General features: G+C 61.5%; 24 protein-coding genes. 6 read left to right on the plus strand and 18 right to left on the minus strand.

Translation table 11 applies throughout. The features are described 5' to 3' along the window. Positions 1-16 precede the first annotated feature (16 nt). Positions 17-505, minus strand: a complete 489-nt coding sequence (locus AB8A23_RS01350; protein ID WP_439057104.1) for an NUDIX domain-containing protein — start codon at positions 503-505, stop codon at positions 17-19. A gap of 138 nt (positions 506-643) precedes the next feature. On the opposite strand from AB8A23_RS01350, the gene AB8A23_RS01355 reads away from it, so the two are divergent. Beyond that, positions 644-1528 (plus strand): metallophosphoesterase family protein, encoded by an 885-nt coding sequence (locus AB8A23_RS01355; protein ID WP_439057103.1) that lies wholly within the window; start codon positions 644-646, stop codon positions 1526-1528. 5 nt (positions 1529-1533) lie between these two features. On the opposite strand, the gene AB8A23_RS01360 is transcribed toward AB8A23_RS01355, so the two are convergent. Then, the gene (locus AB8A23_RS01360) at positions 1534-2082 is read right to left on the minus strand and encodes a hypothetical protein (RefSeq protein WP_439057102.1); all 549 of its coding nucleotides are present in this window, start codon (positions 2080-2082) and stop codon (positions 1534-1536) included. A gap of 248 nt (positions 2083-2330) precedes the next feature. Beyond that, entirely contained in the window at positions 2331-2540 is a 210-nt protein-coding gene (locus AB8A23_RS01365; protein ID WP_068733054.1) for a DUF4170 domain-containing protein, read from the minus strand. Between the two features lie 211 nt (positions 2541-2751). Here AB8A23_RS01365 and AB8A23_RS01370 point away from each other — a divergent pair, with 211 nt between their 5' ends. The 5 genes from AB8A23_RS01370 to AB8A23_RS01390 all read left to right on the plus strand — a co-directional run bounded on the left by AB8A23_RS01370 (position 2752) and on the right by AB8A23_RS01390 (position 8341). Continuing rightward, the gene (locus tag AB8A23_RS01370; RefSeq protein WP_439057101.1) at positions 2752-4197 is read left to right on the plus strand and encodes a helix-turn-helix domain-containing protein; all 1446 of its coding nucleotides are present in this window, start codon (positions 2752-2754) and stop codon (positions 4195-4197) included. A 47-nt stretch (positions 4198-4244) separates the two neighbouring features. Further along, a complete protein-coding gene (locus AB8A23_RS01375) occupies positions 4245-5144 on the plus strand; it encodes an HNH endonuclease (protein ID WP_175368669.1) in 900 nt (299 codons plus the stop codon). A gap of 69 nt (positions 5145-5213) precedes the next feature. Beyond that, positions 5214-6434 (plus strand): lytic murein transglycosylase, encoded by a 1221-nt coding sequence (locus AB8A23_RS01380; protein WP_439057100.1) that lies wholly within the window; start codon positions 5214-5216, stop codon positions 6432-6434. Positions 6435-6556: 122 nt separating this feature from the next. Then, positions 6557-7060: a DUF1993 domain-containing protein gene (locus AB8A23_RS01385; protein WP_439057099.1), complete on the plus strand. Its 504-nt coding sequence runs from the start codon at positions 6557-6559 to the stop codon at positions 7058-7060. Between the two features lie 180 nt (positions 7061-7240). Continuing rightward, complete coding sequence (locus AB8A23_RS01390) at positions 7241-8341, plus strand: alkene reductase (protein ID WP_439057098.1); 1101 nt, start codon at positions 7241-7243, stop codon at positions 8339-8341. A 114-nt stretch (positions 8342-8455) separates the two neighbouring features. Here AB8A23_RS01390 and AB8A23_RS01395 read toward each other — a convergent pair whose 3' ends face one another. The 15 genes from AB8A23_RS01395 to AB8A23_RS01465 all read right to left on the minus strand — a co-directional run bounded on the left by AB8A23_RS01395 (position 8456) and on the right by AB8A23_RS01465 (position 25058). After that, on the minus strand, positions 8456-10246 hold the full coding sequence (locus AB8A23_RS01395) for an ABC transporter substrate-binding protein (protein ID WP_089262580.1): 1791 nt from the start codon (positions 10244-10246) through the stop codon (positions 8456-8458). 61 nt (positions 10247-10307) lie between these two features. Beyond that, the gene (locus AB8A23_RS01400; protein ID WP_089262582.1) at positions 10308-10637 is read right to left on the minus strand and encodes a DUF2160 domain-containing protein; all 330 of its coding nucleotides are present in this window, start codon (positions 10635-10637) and stop codon (positions 10308-10310) included. A 9-nt stretch (positions 10638-10646) separates the two neighbouring features. Continuing rightward, entirely contained in the window at positions 10647-11453 is an 807-nt protein-coding gene (locus AB8A23_RS01405) for a carbohydrate ABC transporter permease (RefSeq protein WP_120288339.1), read from the minus strand. Beyond that, the gene (locus tag AB8A23_RS01410; protein ID WP_068733714.1) at positions 11453-12355 is read right to left on the minus strand and encodes a carbohydrate ABC transporter permease; all 903 of its coding nucleotides are present in this window, start codon (positions 12353-12355) and stop codon (positions 11453-11455) included. The genes AB8A23_RS01405 and AB8A23_RS01410 overlap by 1 nt, the downstream gene beginning before the upstream one ends. Further along, the gene (locus tag AB8A23_RS01415) at positions 12355-13440 is read right to left on the minus strand and encodes an ABC transporter ATP-binding protein (protein ID WP_439057097.1); all 1086 of its coding nucleotides are present in this window, start codon (positions 13438-13440) and stop codon (positions 12355-12357) included. The genes AB8A23_RS01410 and AB8A23_RS01415 overlap by 1 nt, the downstream gene beginning before the upstream one ends. Before the next feature lies 1 nt (position 13441). Next, positions 13442-14530, minus strand: coding sequence for an ABC transporter ATP-binding protein (locus tag AB8A23_RS01420; protein ID WP_439057096.1), 1089 nt, complete (start codon positions 14528-14530; stop codon positions 13442-13444). Beyond that, positions 14527-16071, minus strand: coding sequence for a glycerol-3-phosphate dehydrogenase (gene glpD, locus AB8A23_RS01425; RefSeq protein WP_439057095.1), 1545 nt, complete (start codon positions 16069-16071; stop codon positions 14527-14529). The genes AB8A23_RS01420 and glpD overlap by 4 nt, the downstream gene beginning before the upstream one ends. Before the next feature lie 139 nt (positions 16072-16210). Further along, complete coding sequence (locus tag AB8A23_RS01430; protein WP_338117604.1) at positions 16211-17029, minus strand: DeoR/GlpR family DNA-binding transcription regulator; 819 nt, start codon at positions 17027-17029, stop codon at positions 16211-16213. A 115-nt stretch (positions 17030-17144) separates the two neighbouring features. Next, positions 17145-17339 carry a hypothetical protein gene (locus AB8A23_RS01435; RefSeq protein WP_093759633.1) on the minus strand — a complete coding sequence of 65 codons (195 nt, stop codon included), beginning with the start codon at positions 17337-17339 and terminating at the stop codon, positions 17145-17147. 86 nt (positions 17340-17425) lie between these two features. Then, positions 17426-17857, minus strand: coding sequence for an acyl-CoA thioesterase (locus AB8A23_RS01440; protein WP_093759634.1), 432 nt, complete (start codon positions 17855-17857; stop codon positions 17426-17428). 27 nt (positions 17858-17884) lie between these two features. Beyond that, entirely contained in the window at positions 17885-19981 is a 2097-nt protein-coding gene (locus AB8A23_RS01445) for a 3-hydroxyacyl-CoA dehydrogenase NAD-binding domain-containing protein (RefSeq protein ID WP_439057094.1), read from the minus strand. A gap of 7 nt (positions 19982-19988) precedes the next feature. After that, entirely contained in the window at positions 19989-21272 is a 1284-nt protein-coding gene (locus AB8A23_RS01450; protein ID WP_439057093.1) for an acetyl-CoA C-acetyltransferase, read from the minus strand. A 13-nt stretch (positions 21273-21285) separates the two neighbouring features. Continuing rightward, positions 21286-23562 carry an acyl-CoA dehydrogenase gene (locus AB8A23_RS01455; protein ID WP_439057092.1) on the minus strand — a complete coding sequence of 759 codons (2277 nt, stop codon included), beginning with the start codon at positions 23560-23562 and terminating at the stop codon, positions 21286-21288. 236 nt (positions 23563-23798) lie between these two features. Beyond that, a complete protein-coding gene (locus tag AB8A23_RS01460; protein WP_089262600.1) occupies positions 23799-24422 on the minus strand; it encodes a flavin reductase family protein in 624 nt (207 codons plus the stop codon). Positions 24423-24458: 36 nt separating this feature from the next. Beyond that, positions 24459-25058, minus strand: a complete 600-nt coding sequence (locus AB8A23_RS01465; protein ID WP_175368658.1) for a TetR/AcrR family transcriptional regulator — start codon at positions 25056-25058, stop codon at positions 24459-24461. Between the last annotated feature and the right edge of the window lie 17 nt (positions 25059-25075).

Below are 25075 nucleotides of genomic sequence, written 5' to 3' on the forward strand. Positions count from 1 at the left end.
GCCCGGGCGGACGGGATCAGACCCGCCAGGTAGCACTGATCGGCTTGCCGTCGAAGATCTCGGCTAGCCGCAGCCGGGTGCCCTCGGTGGTGTCGTGAGGCAGGGCATCGAGGACGAAGAAGCCGGTTTCGGCGATTTCGCGATTGGGCTCCGGCAGCCGGTCCTGCTGGAACTGCCTGACCACATAGACCGCCACATGATCGCGGATCGAGACATGGCTGTTGAGGAAGACGCCATGCAGAACCGGCTCTCCCGTGAGTTCGATGCGCCCCTCTTCCCGCAGCTCCATGTCTAGCGCCTCGCGAAAGGTCTGGCCGACTTCGACGCCGCCGCCGGGCAGATACCAGCCGGTGACATAAGTGTGCCGGACTAGAAACACGCGATTGTCAGCGTCCAGCACCACGGCACGGACGCCCAAGGTCATGCCGCGGGCGAAGCGGAAATACAGATGCACGAATTTGCGCAGGGTCGGCTCCAGCCGCTGCCGCAACGTCGGTGAGGTCATCGCGGCAAATTCCTGGCTGGCGACACGGTGGGTGCTTGCGTCATATGCCCCACCTTGCCAAAACATGCAGGGATTTCACAGGCATGAGGGCGCATTGAGCCGGCTTGTTCACATACGCGCAGGGACAGATCGCTTCTCATGACCGCTTTCACCCTCGCCCATCTGTCCGATCCGCATGTTCCGCCGATGCCAGAGCCGCAATGGCGCGAGCTCCTGGGCCAGCGCGTGCTCGGCTATCTGAACTGGCGGCGTAACCGGCATCTGATCCACCGCCGCGATATGCTGGATGTCATCGTCAGCGACATGCAGGCGCAGCAGCCGGACCATATTGCCGTCACTGGCGATCTCGTGAATCTCGCCCTGGATGCCGAATTCCCGCGCGCGCGCCGCTGGATCGAAAGCGTCGGCACACCGGACAAGGTCTCGCTGGTACCCGGCAATCACGACGCCTATGTGCGCGGAGCACCCGAACGTTTCGCCGAGACTTTCGGCGACTATATGCGCAGTGACGGCACCCCCGATACGCGCTTTCCATTTCTGCGTATCCGCGGCCCGCTGGCTCTGATCGGCGTGTCGTCGAGTGTGCCAACCGCGCCGTTCATGGCGACGGGCTCGCTCGGCGACGCACAGCTTAAGGCGCTCAACATTATGCTTGGCGGCCTCGCCGACGCTCATCTGTTTCGCGTATTGCTGATTCATCATCCGCTACGCTCAAAGCAGAAAATGAAGCGACTGACGGATTCCGAAGCGCTGCAAGCTGTGCTCAAGCGCCACGGCGTCGAACTGATCCTGCACGGCCACGACCACATTCATTCGACCATGTGGTTCGACGGCCCACAGCGGCGCATTCCCGCAATCGGCGTGCCATCGGCATCATCGGTTGCACACGGCCACAAGCCGGCAGCCGCCTACAATCTGTTCGCCATCGAACGCGACGGCGAACGCTGGCGCTGCGAGCAGACGGTGCGAGGATTCGGGGGCAGCAATATGGTGCACGAGCTGACGCGGACGATGCTGGTGTAGCGTGACTAATGTCCGCGCACGGACGCGAACAGCGCGAGCGCAAATAGTCCCACGACGCCGACAATCACACCGAACACGAACGGCCAGAATCTGCTGCGCGGCTTCTTCACCGCCGTCGCTACCTCCGGCGCCGGCATTGTCACCAGCGCGTGCTCGCGCTCAATCATGCGGCGCGCGATATAGTCGGTGACCGCCTTTACGATGGTCGGAACGTCATGCGCCTCGGCCAGCACCACGCGACCGTGGCGGGTGTCCTGCACGAAGCGATACATGCGCTTGTCGCGCCCCATCGCCACATGGGCGACCATGTCGATCCACAGCCGCGGCGTGTCGCCCTGGCTGATGCCTCGGTCGAACATCTCGATGCCAACAGGAATCTCGGCGAACAGCGGATCGAGCGCTTCATTGAGGATCTCCAGCCGCGCCACTTCGGCATCGCGCAACTCGACGACGACACCGGTGCGATCGGCCGCCTCGATGCGGGCCTGACGCAACGCGTCGCGCAGTCGCTGCGGCCTGACTTCCTCGACAGGCTTCGTCCCGTTACTCGCCACGCTGGACCCCTTTCTGGCTGCCTGAGCGCGCCATCCACCGGGCAGTAACCTATCAGTAACCACGAGTGCCGGAAAGGCCGTTTGTTTCCAGAGGCTTGGCCGCTAAACGCATCAACGGCCCCACCCGGTTTCCCGGATGAGGCCGCTGATATCCTTGGACGTCTTCTTATGGGCAAATCAGCGACAGGCTTGAGGCGAGCGGCGGCACTGGCGCCGCTCGGGTCTCAGCCTCAGGCGAACCGTCGGTCCTAAGCGACCTGGCGGCTCGGCTCTTCGACGATGGAGAAGCGGACGCCGGCGCGGTGGCGATTCTCTTCCGACACGGTCTTCCAGGCTTCTTCGGCCTGCTTGCGCGTCTTGAACGGGCCCTGCACCTGGGCCGAGCCTTCAACCAGCTTGTGGAAGTTCATCGAACCGAACTCGCCGCCGATGACCCAGAAATTGCTACCGTGTGACATGTCGTGCTCCTGTTCATTCCTTAAATCGACATTCGTGACATGCGATGCATTCACCGTGTGAACAGATAACGCCATGTCAGGCAAAACCACCAGATGCCTTGTGTTTGAATGGTGATGTGATGTAACATCACGACTTGTAATAAATGTCATCTTGTCGATTTTGTCACAATCAACGACCGAGTGGCGACTCGGGAACCAGGAATTGGCGCGGATGGCGGGCGAGTCTGGCAAGAAGCTGTTCGTGGGGCCGCGCTTCAGGCGGATCCGGCAGCAACAGGGCCTGTCCCAGACCCAGATGGCAGAGGGCCTCGGCATTTCGCCGAGCTACATCAATCTGATTGAGCGCAACCAGCGGCCGGTCACCGCGCAGTTGCTGCTGCGCCTCGCCGAGACCTATGACCTCGATCTCCGCGATCTCGCGACGGCGGATGAAGATCGCTTCTTCGCGGAGCTGAACGAAATCTTTTCCGATCCGCTGTTTCGCCAGATCGATTTGCCGAAACAGGAATTGCGCGACCTTGCCGAACTCTGTCCCGGCGTCACGCATGCGCTGCAGCGGCTCTATGCGGCTTATACCGAAGCGCGGCGCGGCGAGACCATGGTGGCGGCGCAGATGGCCGATCGGCACGAAGGCGCGCCCTTCGAAGCCAATCCGATCGAGCGCGTGCGTGATTTGATCGAGGCCAACCGCAATTACTTCCCCGAACTCGAAACGACCTCCGAAGGCCTACGCGACGAGATCAACGTGCCGTCGCAGGATCTGTTTGCGGCGCTGAGCGCACGACTGCGCGACAAATACTCGATCGTGACCCGCATCATGCCGGTGGACGTGATGCGCGAGACGCTCAGACGTTTCGACCGGCATCGCCGGCAATTGCTGATCTCCGAAATGGTCGATGCTCCCGGCCGCGCCTTTCAGGTCGCGTTCCAGATCGGCCTCGTCGAATGTTCATCGCATTTCGAGACCATCATTGGCCGCGCCGGGCCGCTCGACGACACCACACGGCGGCTCTATCGCATCACGCTGGCCAACTATTTCGCAGCGGCGGCACTGATGCCCTATGCAGCGTTTCATGCCGCCGCGGAAGCGCTGAGCTATGACGTGCAGGTGCTCGGCCAGCGTTTCAATGTCGGATTCGAGCAAATCTGTCATCGCCTCACCACGCTGCAGCGGCCGAATGCGCGCGGCGTGCCGTTCTTCATGCTGCGCGTCGATAATGCTGGCAACGTGTCGAAGCGGTTTTCATCCGGAACCTTCCCGTTCTCGAAATTCGGCGGCACCTGTCCACTGTGGAACGTGCATTCGACATTCGACACACCGGACCGCCTGCTGAGCCAGGTGATCGAGCTGCCCGATGGCAGCCGCTATTTCTCCATCGCACAGACGCTACGTCGGCCAGCAGCGCCGCATCCGCAGCCGCAACCGCGCTTCGCCATCGGCCTCGGCTGCGAGATCCGCCACGCCGGCAAGCTGGCCTATTCGGCCGGCCTCGATCTGGAAAAGACCGAAGGCACGCCGATCGGCGTCAATTGCCGCCTCTGCGAGCGCGAAAACTGCAGCCAGCGCGCGGAGCCGCCGATCACGCGCAGCCTGATCCTGGACGAGAATACGCGGCGGGTGTCGAGCTTTGCGTTCAGCAATGCGCGGGAGTTGTGAGGCGCCCCGAGCCTTTGCGGTAGAAAAAGCCGTGCTATACAGATCGCATGGGATTTGGGGTTTTCATTCACCGCACAGATTCGATCTACGACGACAGCCCGGCCGAGCAGTATCAATTTCCGAGTCAGTACCTCAGCCGGGCACAGACCTTCGTTGGCGACTGGATCATCTATTACGAACCGCGCAAAGTCGAAGCGACACGTGGCTACTTTGCCATTGCCAAGGTTGAGCGGATTATCCCAGACCCTTCAGCAGCAGGCATGTATCTCGCACTAATCGAACCATCGAGCTACCTCGATTTCGCGACACCTGTTCCCTTCACCGACGCCCAGGGCGTCATTGAGCGCGGCGTCCTGAACGAGCAAGGCCGAATTTCGGGTCGAGCCCAGTCTGCCGTGCGGCCGATTAGTCCAACGGACTTTGAACGCATTTTAACGCTCGGGCTCGATGAGAGCGATCAAGTCCTACCAAGAATTGGCGACATCACATCCATCCCACAATTCGACGAAGTACAAGCTCCTTTCAAATTCGAAGAAACGCGAGATCGGTTGAACTATCTCACTTCACGAATTGTCCGAAATCGAGCTTTTCGGCGCATCATTCTCGACGCTTATGATCGGCGCTGTGCGGTGACTGGACTCAAGCTTATCAATGGCGGTGGTCGCGCCGAGGTCGATGCAGCTCACATTCGACCTGTCGAAGCGAATGGCCCCGACATCATCAACAACGGGATCGCTCTTTCAGGCACAGCTCATTGGATGTTCGACCGTGGATTGATTAGCCTCTCCGACGAACTTGAAATCCTCATTTCTCGTCACGTGAATGATTTTGAGAGCGTCCGCGCTCTAGTCAACAAGAATGGCCATGCGCTTCCGCCTCAACGAACGTCACAGCGGCCGCATCCACATTTCTTAAGTTGGCATCGCGACAATTGCTTCAAACAATAACTGTCCATAAGGATGCCCGGGACAGGCCCGGGCATGACGACCGAAAGGGCCTTCATGCTGCGAATATTTATGTCGATTCGATTTGCAATCCTGCTCGCAACATCAGCCCTGATCGCCCTCGCCTCCCCCGCCTCCGCCCAGCGCGCCGCATCCTGCCATGGCGGCCAGAGCTTCGATCAATTCCTTGCCGGGCTGAAACAGCAGGCTGTCGCTAGCGGGGTATCGCAGCGCGCGATGGCGGAAGCGGCGCCCTACCTCGTCTACGACCAGGGCATCGTCAACCGCGACCGTGGACAGCGCGTATTCGGGCAGTTGTTCACGCAATTCGCCGGACGCATGGCGGCGGATTACCGGATGCAGAACGGGCAGCTCAAGATCAAGCAGAACGCCGCAGCCTTTGCGCGCGCCGAGAAGGAATATGGCGTGCCGCCCGCGGTCATCGCGGCGTTCTGGGCACTGGAGAGCGACTTCGGCGTGCAGATGGGCAATCTGCAGACGCTGCGCTCGCTGGTGTCGCTGGCTTACGATTGCCGGCGCTCGAAGATGTTTCAGGACGAGACCATCGCCGCGCTGAAGATCATCGATCGCGGCGACCTGTCGCCAGCCGAGATGATCGGCTCATGGGCCGGCGAACTCGGCCAGACGCAGTTCCTGCCGACGCACTACTTCAACTATGCCGTCGACTACGACGGCGATGGCCATCGTAATTTGCTGCGCAGCCCCGCCGACGTGATCGGCTCGACGGCGCATTACATTTCCACGGGCCTTAAATGGCGGCGCGGCGAACCATGGCTGCAGGAGGTGCGCGTCACCGAGAACGTACCTTGGGATCAGGCCGATCTCACTATCCAACTGCCGCGCGCCAAATGGGCGTCATTCGGCGTCAGCTATCCCGATGGACGGCCGCTGCCGAACGACAGTATGCCGGCCTCGCTGCTGCTGCCGATGGGCCGGCACGGTCCCGCTTTCCTCGCTTACGCGAATTTCGCCGCCTATACCGAATGGAATAATTCGCTGATCTATTCGACCACCGCGGCCTATCTCGCCACCCGCATCAATGGCGCATCCAAGATGCGGCAGCCCTCCGCCCCTGTCGCGCAGCTGTCACATCCCGAACTGCGCGAGCTGCAGCAACTGCTGGCGAAGCGCGGCTTCAATGTCGGCAAGATCGACGGCATCCTCGGCCAGCAGAGTCGCACAGCGGTGAAGGCCATGCAGGTCAAGTTCGGCCTGCCCGCGGACTCCTGGCCGACGGCTGAATTGTTGGCGGCGCTGAAATCCGGGCGGTAAATTTCTTCTCTTTTGTGAGGCCGGGCGGTTGAAATCAGCCAAGCGCGCCCCAACTCCATGCAACAGCATCTTTCTCGACCTGGCGCGCTGTGCCTCGAAACGCATCACAAAAGAGCATCCTCATGCCGTTCTATGATTTCGTCGTGCCCGCCTATCTGCAGATGCTGGGCAGTCTGTCCGCTGGACTGAAAAAGGCCGAAACCTATGCTGCCGCAAAGAAGATCGAGCCCGCCGTCCTGCTCGGCACGCGACTTTTCCCGGACATGCTGCCGCTGAGCCGGCAGGTCCAGCTCTCCTGCGATTTCGCCACCAAGGGCAGCGCGCGCCTGTCCGGCAGCGAAGTGCCGGCGGTGCCGGATACCGAAACGACCTTCGATGAATTGCAGCAGCGAATCGGCAGGACCGTCGATTACCTGAAGAACTACAAGCCCGCCCAATTCGACGGCGGCGAGACCCGGGAGATCACCTTCCCCACCGGCCCCGGCAAGACCACCACCATGTCCGGCCAGCAATTCCTCACCAGCTTCTCGCTACCGAGCTTCTATTTCCACATCACCACTGCCCACGGCATCCTGCGGATGTGCGGCATCGATGTCGGCAAGCGCGACTTCCTCGGCGCGCAGTAAGCCGCGCCATCACCGCAGGATATTCGGCTGCTGGCCGACCGATAGAGAGATCATGATCATTCAATCCGTCATCGCCACGATTGTTTTATCCTGAACCAACGACATGCAGCGCAGCGGTATTGCCAATGCGCTGCATGATGCCCAATTCGATTTCACCTTTCATCGACTGGATCATTCATCATGAGCACGTCCAAACTCTTCGACCCCTACAAGCTTGGTGCGAACACGCTAACCAATCGCACGGTGATGGCACCGCTGACGCGCAATCGCGCATTGCCGGGCAACGTGCCGAACCCGCTGGCGGTCGAATATTATAGCCAGCGTGCCAGCGCCGGCCTTCTGGTAACCGAAGGCACACCCGTCTCGCAGCAGGGCCAGGGCTATCAGGACGTCCCGGGCATCTATACCAAGGAGCAGATCGCCGGCTGGAAGAAGGTGACCGAGGCCGTGCATGCCAAGGGCGGTCATATCTATATGCAGATCTGGCACGTTGGCCGTATCTCGCATGTCAGCCTGCAGCCGAATGGCGGCGCGCCGGTGGCCCCTTCGGCGATCCGCGCCAACACCAAGACCTTCGTCAACAACACCTTCACCGACGTCTCGGAGCCCCGCGCGCTGGAGCTGGGTGAAATTCAAGGTGTCATTGATAGTTTCGCACGCGGCGCTGCCAATGCGGTCGAGGCCGGTTTCGACGGCGTGGAGATCCATGGCGCCAATGGTTATCTGCTCGAGCAATTCGCGCGTGACAGCACCAACAAGCGCACCGACGCCTATGGCGGTTCGCTCGAGAACCGCGCCAAACTAATGCTGGAAGTGGCCGCGGCAGTTGCCAAGGAAATCGGCGGCGACAGAACCGGTATCCGCATCTCGCCGGTGACGCCGGCCAACGATGCCGCCGCCGACACGCAGGCGCAAAAGCTGTTCGACTACATCACCGACGGGCTCAGCGCCGAGAAGCTGGTCTATCTGCATGTCGTCGAAGGCGCGACCGGCGGTCCGCGCGATGTCGCACCGTTCGACTATGCCAGCCTGCGCAAGCGCTTCAAGGGCACATATATCGCCAATAACGGCTTCGATCTCGCGCTGGCCAACAAGGTTCTCGCGGCCGATGCCGCCGACCTGATCGCGTTCGGCAAGCCGTTCATCTCGAACCCGGATCTGGTCGAGCGCCTGAAGGCCGGCGCGCCACTCAATGATGCCGACAAGGCGACGTTCTATGGCGGCGGCGCGAAGGGCTACACGGATTATCCGGTGCTGGGCGCGAAGCAGGCAGCGGAGTAAGTACGCCGTCATTCCGGGGCGCACACGCATCTTTGCGGGCGTGACCCCGGAATGACAGCAAGAGAAAAGGCCGGGATCGCTCCCGGCCTTTTTTGTTTGTTCAGAAAGCTCGTCTTAGTTCGACGCGCGCTTCTGCGGCGGAGTCGCGGGCCACGACTTGATCAGCGTGTCGTAGTCCACCGTCTCGCCCTTCGGCTTCTCGTTGGCCAGCTTGCGCTGGGGCGCGATGTTGCCGTCCTTGGCGGACTTCGCATACCAGAACTCGGCCGTTTCCTTCTTGTTCAGCTTCGGTCCGCATTCGCCCTGAACCTTGGATCGTTCAAGACGTTCGAGCACCGAATCCTGAGCTGCGGCCAGTGAGTCCATCGCCTGCTGCGGGGTCTTCGCACCGGACGACGCATCGCCGATGTTCTGCCACCACAACTGCGCCAGCTTCGGATAGTCCGGGATGTTGTTGCCGGTCGGCGACCACTGCACGCGGGCCGGCGAGCGATAGAACTCGACCAGACCGCCGAGCTTCGGCGCACGTTCGGTGAACGACTTGTCCCAGATATCGCTCTCACGGATGAAGGTGAGACCGACATGGCTCTTCTTCAGCGACACCGTCTTCGAGGTGATGAACTGCAGATAGAGCCAGGCTGCCTTGCGGCGATCGGCAGGCGTCGACTTGAGCAGCGTGCCCGAACCGACGTCCTGATAGCCGAGCTTCATGCCTTCCTTCCAGTACGAGCCATGCGGCGACGGGGCCATGCGCCACTTCGGCGTACCGTCGGCATTCATGACCGCAAGACCCGGCTTCACCATGTCGGCGGTGAAGGCGGTGTACCAGAACATCTGCTGGGCGATATTGCCCTGCGCCGGCACCGGCCCCGACTCCGAGAAGGTCATGCCTTGCGCCTGCGGCGGGGCATACTTCTTCATCCAGTCGAGGTATTTCGCGATCGAGTAGACCGCTGCCGGACCGTTGGTATCGCCGCCGCGCTCGACGGAGGAGCCGACCGGACGACAGCCTTCCATGCGAATGCCCCATTCATCGACGGGCAGACCGTTCGGAAGACCCCTGTCGCCATTGCCGGCCATCGATAGCCAGGCGTCGGTGAAGCGCCAGCCGAGCGACGGATCCTTCTTGCCGTAGTCCATGTGGCCATAGACCTTGACGCCGTTGATCTCCTTGATGTCGTTGGTGAAGAACTCGGCAATATCTTCATAGGCCGACCAGTTCACGGGCACGCCGAGATCGTAGCCATACTTGGCCTTGAACTTGGCCTTGTAGTCGGGATTGGTGAACCAGTCGTACCGGAACCAGTAAAGGTTGGCGAACTGCTGGTCGGGCAGTTGATACATCTTCTTGTCCGGCGCGGTGGTGAAGGACGTTCCAATGAAGTCCTTGACGTCGAGCGTCGGGCTGGTGACGTCCTTGCCTTCTGCGGTCATGTAGTCCGACAGCGCGATGGTCTGGCCGTAGCGGAAATGCGTGCCGATCAGGTCGGAGTCGTTGATCCAGCCGTCATAGACGTTCTTGCCGGACTGCATCTGGGTCTGCAGCTTCTCGACCACGTCGCCTTCCTGGATCAGGTCATGCTTCAGCTTGATGCCGGTGATTTCGGAGAACGCCTTGGCCAGCGTGCGCGATTCGTATTCGTGCGTGGTGATGGTTTCGGAGACGATATTGATCTCCATGCCCTTGAATGGCTGCGCGGCCTTCTCGTACCACTGCAGTTCCTTCAGCTGCTCAGCCTTCGACAGCGTGGATGGCTGGAATTCGCTGTCGATCCACTTCTGAATGGTGGCGTCGTCGGCCTTGGCCGGCGCGGCGAGCAACGCAGTCGCCGTGATCAACGCAGCAGCGCTGGTCATCATGATATGGCGCGTCGGGCGACGTGCCTGTGTCGTCAGGTGCCTCATAGCTTCCTCCCTCACTTCTGTTTCAGGCCCGGGTTCATCCCGGGACTGCAGTCCATGCCGGTCAGACGGTGCGGAAAATTGCCACCGCCGAGACCAGCGAAATCAATGTCCCGAACCACAGATTCGAGATTTCAACTCCCTCCTCGCCGATCGGCAGCGTCGCGATCGGATCGCTGCCGACGAAGCCGATCCACAACAGGTGGATGACGGCCGCTGCGATCAGCGACAGGAACAGCCGGTCGCCGCGCGTGGTAGGAATGCGCAGGATGCCGATGCGTTCGGCTTCGGGATAGGCGACTGCGAGCCAAGTCATGGTGCCCAGCGTGAGTGCCAGCAGGCCGAAGAAGATCGCCGTCGGCGGCGTCCAGGCCATCCATGCGATGTTTTCCATGACGACCTCCTAGACCCGGCCAAGCGCGAACCCGCGCGCGATGTAATTGCGGACGAACCAGATGACGAGGGCACCGGGGATGATGGTCAGCACGCCGGCGGCGGCGAGCAGGCCCCAATCCATACCAGAGGCCGACACGGTACGCGTCATGACCGCGGAAATCGGCTTGGCATTCACCGAGGTCAGCGTGCGCGCCAGCAGCAGTTCGACCCAGGAGAACATAAAGCAGAAGAAGGCAGCGACGCCGATGCCCGACGCGATCAACGGCACGAGAATCTTCACGAAGAACTTCGGGAATGAGTAGCCATCGAGAAATGCCGTCTCGTCGATCTCGCGCGGCACGCCGGACACGAAGCCTTCGAGGATCCATACTGCGAGCGGCACGTTGAACAGGCAATGCGCCAGCGCCACGGCCCATGGCGTGTCGAACAGGCCGATGGCCGAATAGAGATTGAAGAATGGCAGCGCGAATACGGCGGGCGGCGCCATCCGGTTCGACAGCAGCCAGAAGAACAGGTGCTTGTCGCCGAGGAAACGATAGCGCGAGAACGCGTAAGCCGCCGGCAGCGCGAAAGAGATCGACAGGATGGTGTTAATGATGACGTATTTCAGCGAATTGATGTAACCGGAATACCAGCTCTCATCGGTGAAGATCCGCGTGTAATTCTCCAGCGTCGGCTGGTGCGGCCACAGCGTCATGGTCGAAACGATCTCGCCATTGGTCTTGAAGCTCATATTCACGAGCCAGTAGATCGGCAGCAGCAAGAACACCAAAAACAGTAGCAGGATAATGCGACGCCCAGGGATCGTATGCATCAGACCGCTCCCTCGCGCTTGGTGTGATCGACGCCGGCATTGGTCATCACGGTGTAGAATATCCAGCACACGATCAGCACGATGATGTTGTAGACCAGCGACAGCGCCGCGGCCTTGCCGAGATCGAACTGACCGAGCGCAATCTTGACGAGCTCGATGGAGACGAAGGTGGTCGAATTGCCGGGCCCGCCACCGGTGACCACGAAGGGCTCGGTATAGATCATGAAACTATCCATGAAGCGCAGCAGCACGCCGATCAGCAGCACGCGATTGAGCTTGGGCAGCTGGATCGCGCGAAACACGGCCCAGCGCGACGCGCCGTCGATTTGCGCAGCCTGATAATAGGCATCGGGGATCGACTTCAGGCCTGCGTAACACAGCAGCGCAACGAGGCTGGTCCAGTGCCAGACATCCATCACGATGACGGTCGCCCAGGCATCGAACTCGTTCGACACATAGTTATAGTCGATGCCCATGTGATTGAGCGTGTAGCCGAGCAGACCAATGTCCGGCCGCCCGAAGATCTGCCAGATGGTGCCGACCACGTTCCATGGAATCAAAAGCGGCAGCGCGAGGATCACTAGGCAGGCTGCGACGCGCCAGCCGTCACGCGGCATCGACAACGCGACCAGAATGCCGAGCGGCACTTCGATGGCGAGGATGATCGCGGAGAAAGCCAGATTGCGCAGCAGCGACGCGTAGAAGCGCCCGCCGAGATCGCTGGAGGGATCGAGCAGCTCCTTGAACCAGCCAACGCCGTTCCAGAAGAACTGGTTGTTGCCGAAGGTGTCCTGCACCGAATAGTTCACGACCGTCATCAACGGCAGCACCGCGGAGAACGCCACGATGAGGAACACCGGCAGGACGAGGAACCAGGCTTTTTGATTGACGGTCTTGTCCATCATGCAACCCCTTCAACAAGGCGGCTGTCGGCGTAAACGTGCACCCGGCCGGGATCGAACACCAGCCCGACATCGCTCCCCGCAATAGAAAATCCCTGAGGTACGCGCGCGGCGAACTTGACGCCGCCGATGCGGACGCGCGCGAAACTGATACGGCCGAGATCGTCGACCCGCTCGACTTGCGCCAACAGCAAGCCCGGTGCGGGCGTCGCAACATGGACAAATTCGGGGCGAACGCCGATTTCGATTGTCGCGCCCGCTGGCAACTTGTCGTAACTGCGCTGCAGCGCGATCACGTGCCCGCCGATGCGCGCCTCGCGGCCGCTGACTTCGGCCGGCACGATATTCATGCCGGGCGAGCCGATGAAATAGCCGACGAATGTATGTGCGGGCTTGTCGAACAGCTCCTGCGGCGTGCCGGACTGTACGACACGCCCGTCATGCATCACCACCACCGTATCGGCAAAGGTCAACGCCTCGGTCTGGTCGTGGGTCACGTAGATCATGGTCAGGTCAAGCGCGCGGTGCAGTGCCTTGAGCTTCGAGCGTAGTTCCCATTTCAGGGCGGGATCGATCACCGTCAGCGGCTCGTCGAACAGCACGGCGGCGACATCGGAGCGCACCAGACCGCGGCCGAGCGAGATTTTCTGCTTGGCATCGGGTGTCAGCCGCGTCGCCTTGCGATTCAGATAGGGTGTGAGATCGAGGAGCTCGCCGATCTCGGCGACACGTGCATCGATCTGCGCCTTCGGCACGCCGCGATTCTTCAGCGGAAAAGCGAGATTCTCGCCGACTGTCATGGTGTCGTAGATGACCGGAAACTGGAACACCTGCGCGATGTTGCGTTTCTGCGTCGACAGCGGCGTGATATCCTTGCCGTCGAACAGGATCTGCCCGCGCGTCGGCGTCACGATGCCGGAGATCAAATTGAGCAGCGTGGTCTTGCCGCAACCGGATGGGCCGAGCAGCGCATAGGCGCCGCCCTGCCGCCAGGTCATGGAGATCGGCTTGAGGGCAAAGCTCTCCAGATCGGCATCGGGGCCGCTGTAGGACTGCGCGAGATCGACGAGATCGATGCGGGCCATGTTACGCTCCCTGCACAGTGTTGGGAGCGGCAACCAGACGGTCGCTGCCATCGAAGACGAACAGATTGGTGGGATCGAGCACGGCGTCGAGCATGTGGCCGGGCAGGAATTCATGCACGCCCTGCAGCACCGCAACCCAGTTCGACGCGTCGCGCTTCAGATGGACGAAGCTTTCCGACCCGGTGATTTCGGTCACGGTCACTTCGGCCGGAAACGCATGCCGTCCGGCGAGACCACTGGCGACTTCGAGCTGATGCGCGCGGAAGCCAACGCGATAGCTGCCGTCGGCGAGGTTTGCGTAGAGCCCGCTGGCGGGCGCTGTCGCGCCACCGGCATAGTGCACATTTCCGTTCTTCTTCTCGATCACCACCAGATTGAGTGGCGGATCGGAGAACACTTCGGCGGCCTTGAGAGTCTCGGGATGGCGATAGACTTTGGAAGTCTGGCCGACCTGCAAAACCTGGCCTTCCCACAGACACACGGTGCTGCCGCCCAACAAAAGCGCTTCGGAAGGCTCCGTCGTCGCATAGACGAAGATCGCACCGGAGGCCTCGAATATTTTCGGCAGTTCGGTGCGCAATTCCTCGCGGAGCTTGTAGTCGAGATTGGCGAGCGGCTCGTCGAGCAGCACGAGATCGGCACCCTTGACCAGCGCGCGGGCAATGGCGGTGCGCTGCTGCTGGCCACCGGAGAGCTGCAGCGGCGTGCGCTTCAGATAGGGCTCAAGCTTGAGCAAGGCCGCGGCTTCGTGCACGCGGGTTTCAATCTCGGCTTTCGGCTTGCCCTGCACGCGCAGCGGCGAGGCGATATTCTCATAGACCGACAGCGAGGGGTAATTGATGAACTGCTGATAGACCATCGCCACCGAACGCTTACGGATATCGACGCCGGTGACGTCCTTGCCATCGACCAACACGTGGCCTTGTGTTGGCTTGTCGAGCCCGGCCAGCAGCCGCATGATCGAGGTCTTGCCGGCCAGCGTTGGCCCGAGCAACACGTTCAAGGTGCCGCGCTCCAGCGTCAGCGAGACGTCACGGATCGTCGTGACTCCATCAACCATCTGCGAGACGTGATCGAGTGCGACGCTCATGACCGCGCTCCCGCTTCACGCATTGGATTGGCGGGCTGGGCGCGATTAGCCTGCAGCCATTGATCGAGAGCCGCGATCTCTTCCTTCGACAGGCGCAGACCGAGTTTGGAACGGCGCCACACGATATCCTCGGCACTGACGGCCCATTCATGCGCCATGAGATAGCGCACTTCGCGCTCGGTCAGCGTTGCGCCAAAGGCCTGACCGAGATCGGCCAGCGATTTCGCGGTGCCCAGCATCTTCGCGGCGCGCGTGCCATAGGCATGCGCCAGGCGGTTGGCATGGGCCGGGGTGAGGAACGGATAGTCGCGCAACAATTCGGCGATCAGCGCATCGACCGCGGAGACATCAAAATCACCGCCAGGCAGCGTGGCATGGGCCGTCCAGCCTTCCCTGGCCTTGGTGCCCTTCAGATACGGCGCAAGCTTCTGCAAGGCTTCTTCGGCGAGACGACGATAGGTCGTGATCTTGCCGCCGTAGATCGACAGCAGCGGCAGGCCACCGGGCAGATCGAGCTCGAACACATAGTCGCGCGTCGCCGCCTTGGCCTCATTGGCGCCGTCGTCATAGAGCGGACGCACGCCGGAATAGGTCCACACCACGTCTTCGGCCAGCACTGGCCGCGCAAGATATTCGCTGACCGACTTGCAGAGATAATTGATCTCGTCGGCAGAGATTTTCACATCGGCGGGATCACCATCATAATCGATATCGGTGGTACCGATCAGGGTGAAATCGTCCTGATAGGGAATCGCAAACACGATACGACCATCGGCGTTCTGGAAGATGTAGGCACGATCGTGGCTGTAAAGTTTCGGCACCACGATATGCGAGCCCTGCACGAGGCGGACTTTCGCTTTCGCATTGACGCCGGCACCGACCGCCAGAACATTCTCGACCCACGGACCACCGGCATTGACCAGCGTGCGCGCGCTGATGGTCGAGCGGTCGCCCGTCGCCTTATCCTGCACCGTGACCTGCCACATCCCGTCGGCCTGCCTGATCTCGGTTGCGCGCGTGCGCGTGCGGATCTCAGCGCCCCGGTCGGCGGCATCACGCGCGGTGAGCACGACAAGGCGCGCATCATCGACCGAGCAGTCGGAATATTCAAAGCCACGCTTGAACCGGCCGGGCGCCAGCGGCTTGCCGGTCTCGTCGCGGGTGAGGTCAAGCGTGCGCGTCGGGGGCAGAAGCTTACGGCCGCCGATATGGTCGTAGAGAAACAACCCCAAGCGCAGCAGCCAGGCGGGCCGCAGACCGGCGTGATGCGGCAGCACGAAACGCAGGGGACGGATGATATGCGGCGCGATCTGCCAGAGAACTTCGCGTTCCAGCAGCGCGTGGCGTACCAGTTTGAAATCGTAATATTCGAGATAGCGCAACCCGCCGTGGATCAGCTTGGTCGACCAGGATGAGGTGCCGCTGGCCAGATCGTTCATCTCGCAAAGGAACACGGAATTGCCGCGGCCGACGGCGTCGCGGGCGATGCCGCAGCCGTTCACACCACCACCAATGATTGCGAGGTCGTAGATCTGACCCACCCCGTCTCCCCTCCTGCGCCAATTGTCTGGCGCCTTCCTTCGGACGCGCCATCTTCGCTTTCAGCGATTTGGCTTTCGCTTTCGATTAAACCACAACCTAAAACGAAAGCAACTGGCGTTTTCGGGATCTGAACAGGGTCTAAAGCGGGGTCGGCTCGGGTTCCAGGTCGTCCGCATCGTCGGCGGAGCCCGGCAGGGCGGCGATCACCTGAACGCCCCGGCTCCGGCAGATCTCCTGCAAGGAGGGCGGCAGCGGCACGTCGGTGACGAAGGTCTGGATCTGGCTGATATGGGCGATGCGCACGGCCGCCGAGCGCCGCAGCTTGGTCGAATCGCAGACCAGCATGACATTGCGGGCATTGGCGATGATCGCCTGCGCCGCCTGCACCTCGCGATAGTCGAAGTCGAGCAGCGCACCCTCCTCGTCAATCGCCGAGGCGCCGATGATGGCGTAATCGACCTTGAATTGGCCAATCAGCTTGATCGCCGTGGAGCCGATCACCGCACCATCGGAGCGGCGCACGGTGCCACCGGCGACAATCACCTCGATATGCGGGTGACGATAGAGCATCATCGCCACATTGAGATTGTTGGTAATGACCAGCAGGTTTTCGTGATTGATCAGCGCGCTCGCGACTTCTTCCGTGGTGGTGCCGATATTGATGAACAGCGACGAGCCATTGGGAATCTGCGCCGCGGCAGCAACGCCGATCGCCTTCTTCTCTTCGGCGGCCACGAATCGCCGCGCTTCATAAGCGAGGTTTTCGACGCCGGACGCGACGATGGCGCCGCCGTGGATACGCGTGAGCAGGCGCTGGTCGCAGAGATCGTTGAGATCCTTGCGGATGGTCTGTGCGGACACCTCGAAGCGGCGCACCAGATCATCGACCATCACGCGGCCAAAGGCGCGCGCATGATTCAGGATTTCGGATTGGCGATGGGTCAGGCCAGCAGTCACGACAGCACCTCGGATCGAACGGTTCCATGGTGCGGGTGTTGACGGCAATGGTCAACGCATCACCGGCGCAGGCGCCATGCGCTTCGCCGCCGCGATGTCGTAAGAGAGTCGCCCTCTAGGGCGTCACAGCTGCTTGGATACCCTGCGCGAACTGAAAGGCAGCGCGTTCAGCTTCGCGCGCATTGCGAAACAGTTGGCCTTCCATCGGGTTGAAACGGTGAGACGCGGCGAAGAACCTGTACCCACCGGGATCGCGAACCACGATGCCGGCAGCCTGCGATGAGACTTCGATGATGTAAGTGTCTGACATGGCGGCCCCCTACGCGATAGGCGATGCATATTCCGGGCCACTAACTGCAGAGGAGGTATTTCGTTCCCGCCGGTGTTTAGAATTGCTCAGGTCGAGATCGTCGCGTCCGGACGCTTGATCACCTGCGGGCGCCCCGCCTCGTCAATGGACACGAAGGTGAAATTGCCATCGGTCACCAGGATCGGGGCGTTTTCGTTGCGGCGAAGCACCCAGGCCTCGATATGCACGGTAAGTGACGTGCGGCCCATCCGCACCAGTTCCGCATGCACGGACACGACGTCACCGACATGAACGGCCTTGCGGAAGGTCATCGCCTCGATGGCGACGGTGACCGTGCGCGTCTTCGCCACTTTGGCGGCAAAGATGCCGCCGCCGAGATCCATCTGGCTGAGCAGCCAGCCGCCAAAGATATCGCCATTGGCATTGGTATCTGCCGGCATTGCGACCGTGCGGATGGTGAGATCGCCGGTCGGTTCCGCATCCAGCCCCGTCACTGGCTGCGTCGTTGATTCAGTCATGAGCAAAGCCTGCCGCAAATTGAGTCATCATTTAAAGGTTTCCCAGCCGGCATCCGGCGAGAAGCGATCGCCGAACCGGGCCGCCAGCGTGCGCAGCGTGGCGGTGATATTCTCGGTTCCACGCGTCCGCGCATAGTTCAACGGGCCGCCGCGGAATGGCGCGTAACCTGTTCCGAAAATCAGTGCGCCATCGACCACATCGGCATTGTCGACGATGCCTTCGCGCAGACAGGCGACGCAGACATTGGACATCGGCAGCACCAGGCGATCGATCATCTCCTGTGTCGGCCGCGCGGTGGCAACCGCACTGGAACTCTTCTCGGCCTTGCCGTCGCGCCACGTATAGAAGCCCTTGCCAGTCTTCTTGCCGAGCTCGCCCTTGTTGACCTTCTCGCGCAGCCAGGCCGGCGTCGGTGGCAGCAGGTCGCCGAACTTGGAGCGCAGCATGTCGCCGACGGCCAAACAAATATCGAGGCCTACCTGATCGGCCAGTTCGATCGGACCCATCGGCATGCCGAATTGCTCGGCGGCGGCGTCGATGGTTTCCTTGTCGACTTTCTCCTCCATCAGCATCATCGCCTCGAGCATGTAAGGCGTCAGCGCGCGATTGACGAGGAAACCCGGCGAACTCTTCACCGGCAGCGGTAGGCGATCAATTGCGCCGACGAAAGCCGTGGCCTTCTTCAGCATATCCTGATCCACGCCGTCATGGCTGACGACTTCGACCAGTTGCAGGCGGGACAGCGGGTTGAAGAAGTGCAGGCCGAGCAATCGCTCCGGCCTGGCGAGCGTGCTGCGCAGATCCTGCAACGGGATGCTGGATGTGTTGGTGGCGAGGATCGCATCAGGCTTCATACGCGGTTCGACGCCGGCATAGACCTTCTGCTTCAGCTCAAGCTTCTCCGACACCGCCTCGATGATGAGGTCGGCATTGCGTACGCCCTCGCCGTCCATATCGGGGATCAGGCGATCCAGCGTATCACGCTGATCGGTGCGCTTGCGGATGATCTTGCTATAGAGATCGGCGGCGCGCTTCATGGCGCCCGCGATCGGCTCGGGCTTCATGTCGGCCAGCGTGACGCGGATGTCCTGATGCACGCACCACGCCGCGATGTCGCCGCCCATGGCGCCGGCGCCGATGACATGGACATGCTTGATGGTATTGCCGTCACCGGCGAGCTTCTTCATCTGCTCGCGCAGAAAGAAGACGCGAATCAGGTTCTGCGCCGTCGGCGTCACCATTAGCCGGGCGAAGGACGCCTTCTCGGCATTGAGCATCGCCGCACGGTCGCCGCCATGTTTCTCCCAGAGCTCGATCAGCGCATAGGGCGCGGGATAATGTTCGCGCGGCGCAGCCTTCGAGGCTTCAGCGACCATGCGCGAGGCGAGAATGCCACGCACCGGCGAGAAGTTCATGATCGGGATCAGCGCACTCGGCTTGGCGCGCTTGAGCTTGCCGAACACCGCATCGCGCACGGCGTTACGGACATGGCGTTCCTCAGTCACCGCATCGACAAGGCCGATCGCTTTCGCCTTGCGCGCGTCGATGGTCTTGCCGGTCAACATCAGCGGCATCGCCTGCATTGGATTGACCAGATGCGTGAAGCGCGCGGTGCCGCCCAAACCTGGATGCAGGCCAAGCATGACTTCCGGAAAACCGAAGCGCGCACCGTCAATGGCAATACGCATCTGGCAGGCCAGTGCCACTTCGAGGCCTCCGCCCAGGCAGAAACCGTGAATGACGGCCACCGTCGGGATCTTCAGCGCCTCGAAGCGATCGATCACCGCGTGAGCGCGGCTGATCTGCGTTTCGACTTCCAATGGGTCGCTGGCGCCGCGAAATTCATTAACGTCGGCGCCGGCGATGAAGCCGGACATCTTGGCCGAACGAACCACGATGCCGGTCGGGCGCTGGGCTTCCAGCGCATTCAGCACCTGATCGAATTCTTCCAGCACCACAGCCGGCAGCGTATTGGCGCTGGCATCGGCGCGGTCAAACAACAGCCACGCGATGCCATCGGCATCGCGCGTCAGCTTGAAGTGGCGATAAGCGCCCGATGTGTCGGGAGCCGGCCCGAGTTCGAGCACGCGATCCCCAAGAACGTCCATGATCTTGCTGTCCATGACGCCCTCACACCGTCTCGATCAACATCGCGCCACCGAGGCCGCCGCCGATACATTCGGTAGCGATTCCCCTTTTGGTGCCGAGCCGCTTCATCGCATTGACGAGATGCAGCACAATGCGGTTGCCGGACGTGCCAACGGGATGGCCGAGGCTGATCGCCCCCCCATCGACATTGAGCCTGGCGCGATCGATCTCGCCGGCAGCGCCATCGAGGCCGAGCACCTCACGGCAGAATTTTTCGTCTTTCCACGCGGCGAGACAGCCGAGTACCTGCGTGGCGAAGGCTTCGTTGAGCTCCCAGGTCTCGATGTCCTGAATCGTCATGTTGTTGCGCTTCAACAGATCGTTCGACGACAACACCGGACCAAGGCCCATGATCGACGGATCGAGCGCAGACCACTGGCTGTCGACGATCACCGCCTTCGGCTTGAGACCGTGTTTCACCACCGCGTCTTCGGACGCAAGGATCATCCATGATGCACCGTCGGTGATCTGCGAGGAATTGCCGGCGGTGACCTGCCCCCACGGACGTTCGAATACCGGCTTCAGCGTCGCGAGCTTGTCGACCGACGAATCCGCGCGGACGCCGTCATCGTGGTCGTAGAAATTGCCCTTGCGATCGAAGGCGGTTTCGACCTCACCCTTCAGCCAGCCCTGTTCCTGCGCATGCGCAAGGCGCTTGTGACTTTCGACGGCATAGGCATCGGCCTGCGCACGCGTGATGCCGAACAGGTGCCCGACCTTCTCGGCGGTCTGGCCCATATTGAGGTCGGTGATCGGATCGGTGAGACCGCGCTCGAGGCCGATGATCGGCTTGAAATAAGCCGGCCGGGCCTTGGCGATCGCCGCCACCTTGCCGAGCACACCCTTGGCCATGGCAAGCCCGGCGAACCAGCGTACGCCGTTCTGCGGCCAGACCAGCGGCGCGTGGCTGAGCGCTTCGGCACCGCCAGCGAGAATCAAATCGGCATTCCCCTCGCGGATATAGCGATAGCCGGTGTCGATCGACTGCATGCCGGAGCCGCAATTGATCTGCACGGTGAAGGCCACCATCGCCTCGCCCATACCGAGCCGAAGCGCGGCGACGCGCGCAGGATTCATCTCGTCGGCGATGACATTGACGCAGCCGAGGATCACCTGATCGAAGGCATTTGGTGCAAATGGCTGCCGTGCCAGCAGCGGGCGTCCGCATTGCACGGCGAGATCGACAGGGGTGAACGGGCCGGGGCCGCTGCGCGCCTTCAGGAACGGCGTGCGGCTGCCGTCGACGATATAGACTGGTCTTGTCATGAAAGTCTTGCCATCAGCTTGCTGCCCGCTGCTCACCAAGTTCCTGGAAGAACTGGTGCACGTTATCGGACTTCTTATAGCCGGGCGACAGCTCTTCCGGTGCGAAGTGATCGACCTCGATCACCAGCTTGACGGCTTCCTGCGCAGCGGCGAGCTTTTCGCCCTCGGCCTGAGTGATGACGCCCTGTGCCACTGCATCCTTCCAGTTCTTGAGCTTTGCCGTGCGGATGCGCTTGGCAATATCGTCACTCGATGTCACCAGTTTGAACGCCTTCTCCAGCCGCGCCAGCCCGCGATCGTCGTCAACATGCGAAAGGTCCGGCGTCAGGCGATCGCGCGTCGCCGACGGCTCCAGGATCATCTGCGCGCAGCGATGCACCACACGATCCGAAGGCCCGAGCACCGATGCACCATATGGCTGCACGATGAATTTGAGGATGCCGGCGACAAAGCGGTTCGGCAGGTTGGCCAGAATCTCCGCAAAGCGGTTCTCGATGGTCTTGAAGCCGGACGCCATACACCATTCAAGCGCCGGCAGGTCGTCCTGCTGGCGGCCTTCGTCCTCCCAGCGCTTCAACGCAGCCGAGAGCAGATAAAGCTCGGAGAGAATATCGCCGAACCGGGCCGACAGCATTTCCTTGCGCTTCAACGCTCCGCCCAGCGTCAACAACGCCATGTCGGCACACAATGCGAAGGCCGAGGAATAACGCGAGAGCTGGCGATAAAACTGTGTGGCATCGCCGGCATCCGGCGCAGGCGCGAATACGCCACCGGTCCAGCAGCGACCCCAGGCGCGGAACAGCGTGGTGACGCTATGGCCGATATGTTTCCAGAACGCGGTGTCGAAGGCCTCTAAGCCCTTCGCCTTGTCGGGATCGCCGAGCGCATTCATTTCCTGCAACAAATAGGGATGCGCGCGGATGGCGCCCTGCCCGAACACGATGAGATTGCGCGTCAGGATGTTGGCACCTTCCACCGTGATGCCGACCGGCACCGCGCGATAGAGATTGCCCATATAATTCTGCGGTCCGTCGATCACAGCCTTGCCGCCATGGATGTCCATGGCATCATCGATGGCCAGGCGCATACGCTCGGTGGCATGCAGCTTCATGATGCCGGAGATAACCGCGGGATGATGGCCTTGATTGAGCGCCGCCGAGGTCAGGCGCCGTGCGGCATCGAGCAGATAGGCCGTGCCGGCGATGCGGGCGAGCGGCTCCTCGATGCCTTCGAACTTGCTGATCGAAATGTTGAACTGTTCGCGGATGCGGGCATAGGCACCAGTGGTGCGCGCGGCATAGGCGGCACCGGCCGCAGACAGGGACGGCAATGAGATGCCACGGCCGGCGGCGAGCGCCGACATCAGCATCTTCCAACCCTGACCAAGCCGCTCCTGACCGCCGATGATGTAGTCGAGCGGGATGAAAACGTCGCGGCCCCAGTTCGGGCCGTTCTGGAACACCTGCATCGACGGTAGATGGCGCTGGCCGATCTCGACGCCCGGAAGATCATGCGGGATCAGCGCAACCGTGATGCCAAGCTCATCCTGTGAGCCCACGAGGTGATCGGGGTCATAGGCCTTGAAGGCGAGACCGATCAGCGTCGCGACCGGGCCGAGCGTGATGTAGCGCTTGTGCCAGTTGAGGCGCAGGCCCAGAACCTCCTGGCCTTCGAAGGTGCCCTTGCAGATGATGCCGCTGTCGATCATCGAGGCCGCGTCCGAGCCCGCTTCCGGGCTGGTGAGGCCGAAACAGGGAATGTCGCGTCCATCGGCAAGGCGCGGCAGCCAGCGCTGGCGCTGCGCGTCGGTGCCGAATTTCATCAGCAGTTCGCCGGGGCCGAGCGAGTTGGGCACCATCACGGTGACGGCGGCGACCACCGACCGCGACGAAATCTTGCGCACCACTTCCGAATGCGCATAAGGCGAGAAGCCAAGACCTCCGAATTCCTTCGGAATGATCATACCGAAGAACTTTTCGCGCTTGATGAACTCCCAGACGTCCGGCGGCAGATCGCGCAAGTCCCAATTGATCTTCCAGTCGTCGATCATCTCGCAGAGGCGATCCACCGGCCCGGTCATGAAGGCCTGTTCTTCGTCCGTCAGTGTGGCCGGCTTGACGGCGAGCAGCTTGGCCCAGTTCGGATTGCCGGTGAACAGATCCGCATCCCACCAGACGTCGCCGGCTTCCAGCGCCTCGCGCTCGGTATCCGACATTTTCGGTAGCACGCCCTTGGCCCAGCCAAAGATCGGCTTGGTGAGATAATCACGGCGCAAGCTGGACGAGCTCATGGAGGCTTCCTCTCAATCGAGACGACCAGCAGTCCGGGCGGACCACGGGCGCCAAAAGGCAGACGCTCTTAGCGGGACGGTGTCGGTGTCACTTTAGCTTTCGCATTGAAATTCAAGCGAAATTTGACAGCATCGAGCCATCATTAACGACAGGATACCGCAACGGTTCCCGAAAGGCGATTTCCCGCCGCGTGACCAGTGGTCGCGCGACCGAAATGCCGGAAGAATAGCCGGCCTCAGTCCGGCCGGTTCATCTCGAACATGGCGTCCTGCTTGATGTGGAAATAGTCGCCGCGGCGGCCGGCGCGCAGGATCGGGCCAGCCAATGCGGTCTGGTACACGCCATCCACGATCAGGGTCTTGTCGATATGCACGGCGACGACTTCACCCATGGTGAGGAAGGCGTTGGCCGAAGCGCCGTTGGCGCCCTTGAGTTCGATGATCTGGGTCACCTTGCACTCGAAAGCAACGCGGGCTTCGCCGACCCGTGGCACATTGACCAGCTTGCTCGGCACCGGCGTCAGGCCGGCGATCTCGAATTCATCGACTTCCGGGCCGACATGCGCCGCCGTGGCGTTCATCTGCTTGGCCAGATCCATGGTGGCCAAATTCCAGACGAATTCCTTCGTCGCCTGCATGTTGCGGGCGGAGTCCTTGATCCCGATGCTGGAAAAGCCGATCAGCGGCGGCGTGTAGTTGAAGGCGTTGAAGAAGCTGTATGGCGCCAGATTAACGTGGCCATTGGCATCCCGGGAGGAGACCCACCCGATCGGACGCGGACCGATGATGGCATTGAAGGGATCGTGCTTGAGGCCGTGGCCGTTGACGGGCTCGTAAGAATGCAGATCGAATGCGGTCACGCGGAAGATCCCCTGAATTGACGTCAGAGAGATCGTCTAGCCCCGCGGGGCCAACCCGGCAAGAACGAAGTCGATCATCTGGTCCAGGGTCGGGCCAGGTTTCGTCGCACATTGCGCGATCATCTGCGGGTGAAAGAACCGCATCATGGCGGTGCAGGCGCACATGGCTGCCAATTCGACTTCCGGAGCCTGAAACTCACCCTTGGCAGCACCGTCCGCGATGACACCGCCGATGGTAACGGTGATGCGCTCCATATGAGCAGTGCAGACATCCCAACTCTCTTCCATGGCGATGGCGACCATCTCATGCAGCTTGGCATCGCCGACATAGCGTTCGGCATTCATCTCATGGATCGACGTCAGCAGTTCGCGGAGCCGCGCGGCGGCCGGCTGCGGATTTTCAGCAATCGCTCCAGCGGCCTCTTCAACTTCCCCCATCAATCGCTGCGCCACGGCCGCGATGATCGACTTCTTCGAATCGAAGAAGCGATAGACGTTCGCCGGGCTCATCCGGAGCACCTTGGCGATATCAGCCACGGTGGTCTTCTGGTAGCCGATTTCACGAAACAGCTTTTCCGCGACCACAACGATGCGGCCCCGCATATCGGCTTCGACGTGATCAGAAATCAGAGTCATCTCGGAGTGCAGTCTTC

Source organism: Tardiphaga sp. 619_E2_N8_4 (genome assembly GCF_051810905.1).
In the GTDB taxonomy this organism is placed as follows: domain Bacteria; phylum Pseudomonadota; class Alphaproteobacteria; order Rhizobiales; family Xanthobacteraceae; genus Tardiphaga; species Tardiphaga robiniae.

What these genes read in the sequence shown, in the direction of transcription:
- AB8A23_RS01350 (WP_439057104.1), bottom strand. Translation starts at nt 505, where the DNA reads ATGACCTCACCGACGTTGCGGCAGCGGCTGGAGCCGACCCTGCGCAAA.
- AB8A23_RS01410 (WP_068733714.1), bottom strand. Translation starts at nt 12,355, where the DNA reads ATGGACAAGACCGTCAATCAAAAAGCCTGGTTCCTCGTCCTGCCGGTG.
- AB8A23_RS01370 (WP_439057101.1), top strand. Translation starts at nt 2,752, where the DNA reads ATGGCGGGCGAGTCTGGCAAGAAGCTGTTCGTGGGGCCGCGCTTCAGG.
- AB8A23_RS01385 (WP_439057099.1), top strand. Translation starts at nt 6,557, where the DNA reads ATGCCGTTCTATGATTTCGTCGTGCCCGCCTATCTGCAGATGCTGGGC.
- AB8A23_RS01415 (WP_439057097.1), bottom strand. Translation starts at nt 13,440, where the DNA reads ATGGCCCGCATCGATCTCGTCGATCTCGCGCAGTCCTACAGCGGCCCC.
- AB8A23_RS01420 (WP_439057096.1), bottom strand. Translation starts at nt 14,530, where the DNA reads ATGAGCGTCGCACTCGATCACGTCTCGCAGATGGTTGATGGAGTCACG.
- AB8A23_RS01405 (WP_120288339.1), bottom strand. Translation starts at nt 11,453, where the DNA reads ATGCATACGATCCCTGGGCGTCGCATTATCCTGCTACTGTTTTTGGTG.
- AB8A23_RS01365 (WP_068733054.1), bottom strand. Translation starts at nt 2,540, where the DNA reads ATGTCACACGGTAGCAATTTCTGGGTCATCGGCGGCGAGTTCGGTTCG.
- AB8A23_RS01445 (WP_439057094.1), bottom strand. Translation starts at nt 19,981, where the DNA reads ATGGACAGCAAGATCATGGACGTTCTTGGGGATCGCGTGCTCGAACTC.
- AB8A23_RS01450 (WP_439057093.1), bottom strand. Translation starts at nt 21,272, where the DNA reads ATGACAAGACCAGTCTATATCGTCGACGGCAGCCGCACGCCGTTCCTG.
- AB8A23_RS01390 (WP_439057098.1), top strand. Translation starts at nt 7,241, where the DNA reads ATGAGCACGTCCAAACTCTTCGACCCCTACAAGCTTGGTGCGAACACG.
- AB8A23_RS01355 (WP_439057103.1), top strand. Translation starts at nt 644, where the DNA reads ATGACCGCTTTCACCCTCGCCCATCTGTCCGATCCGCATGTTCCGCCG.
- AB8A23_RS01395 (WP_089262580.1), bottom strand. Translation starts at nt 10,246, where the DNA reads ATGAGGCACCTGACGACACAGGCACGTCGCCCGACGCGCCATATCATG.
- AB8A23_RS01400 (WP_089262582.1), bottom strand. Translation starts at nt 10,637, where the DNA reads ATGGAAAACATCGCATGGATGGCCTGGACGCCGCCGACGGCGATCTTC.
- AB8A23_RS01435 (WP_093759633.1), bottom strand. Translation starts at nt 17,339, where the DNA reads ATGTCAGACACTTACATCATCGAAGTCTCATCGCAGGCTGCCGGCATC.
- AB8A23_RS01440 (WP_093759634.1), bottom strand. Translation starts at nt 17,857, where the DNA reads ATGACTGAATCAACGACGCAGCCAGTGACGGGGCTGGATGCGGAACCG.
- AB8A23_RS01465 (WP_175368658.1), bottom strand. Translation starts at nt 25,058, where the DNA reads ATGACTCTGATTTCTGATCACGTCGAAGCCGATATGCGGGGCCGCATC.
- AB8A23_RS01375 (WP_175368669.1), top strand. Translation starts at nt 4,245, where the DNA reads ATGGGATTTGGGGTTTTCATTCACCGCACAGATTCGATCTACGACGAC.
- AB8A23_RS01455 (WP_439057092.1), bottom strand. Translation starts at nt 23,562, where the DNA reads ATGAGCTCGTCCAGCTTGCGCCGTGATTATCTCACCAAGCCGATCTTT.
- AB8A23_RS01380 (WP_439057100.1), top strand. Translation starts at nt 5,214, where the DNA reads ATGTCGATTCGATTTGCAATCCTGCTCGCAACATCAGCCCTGATCGCC.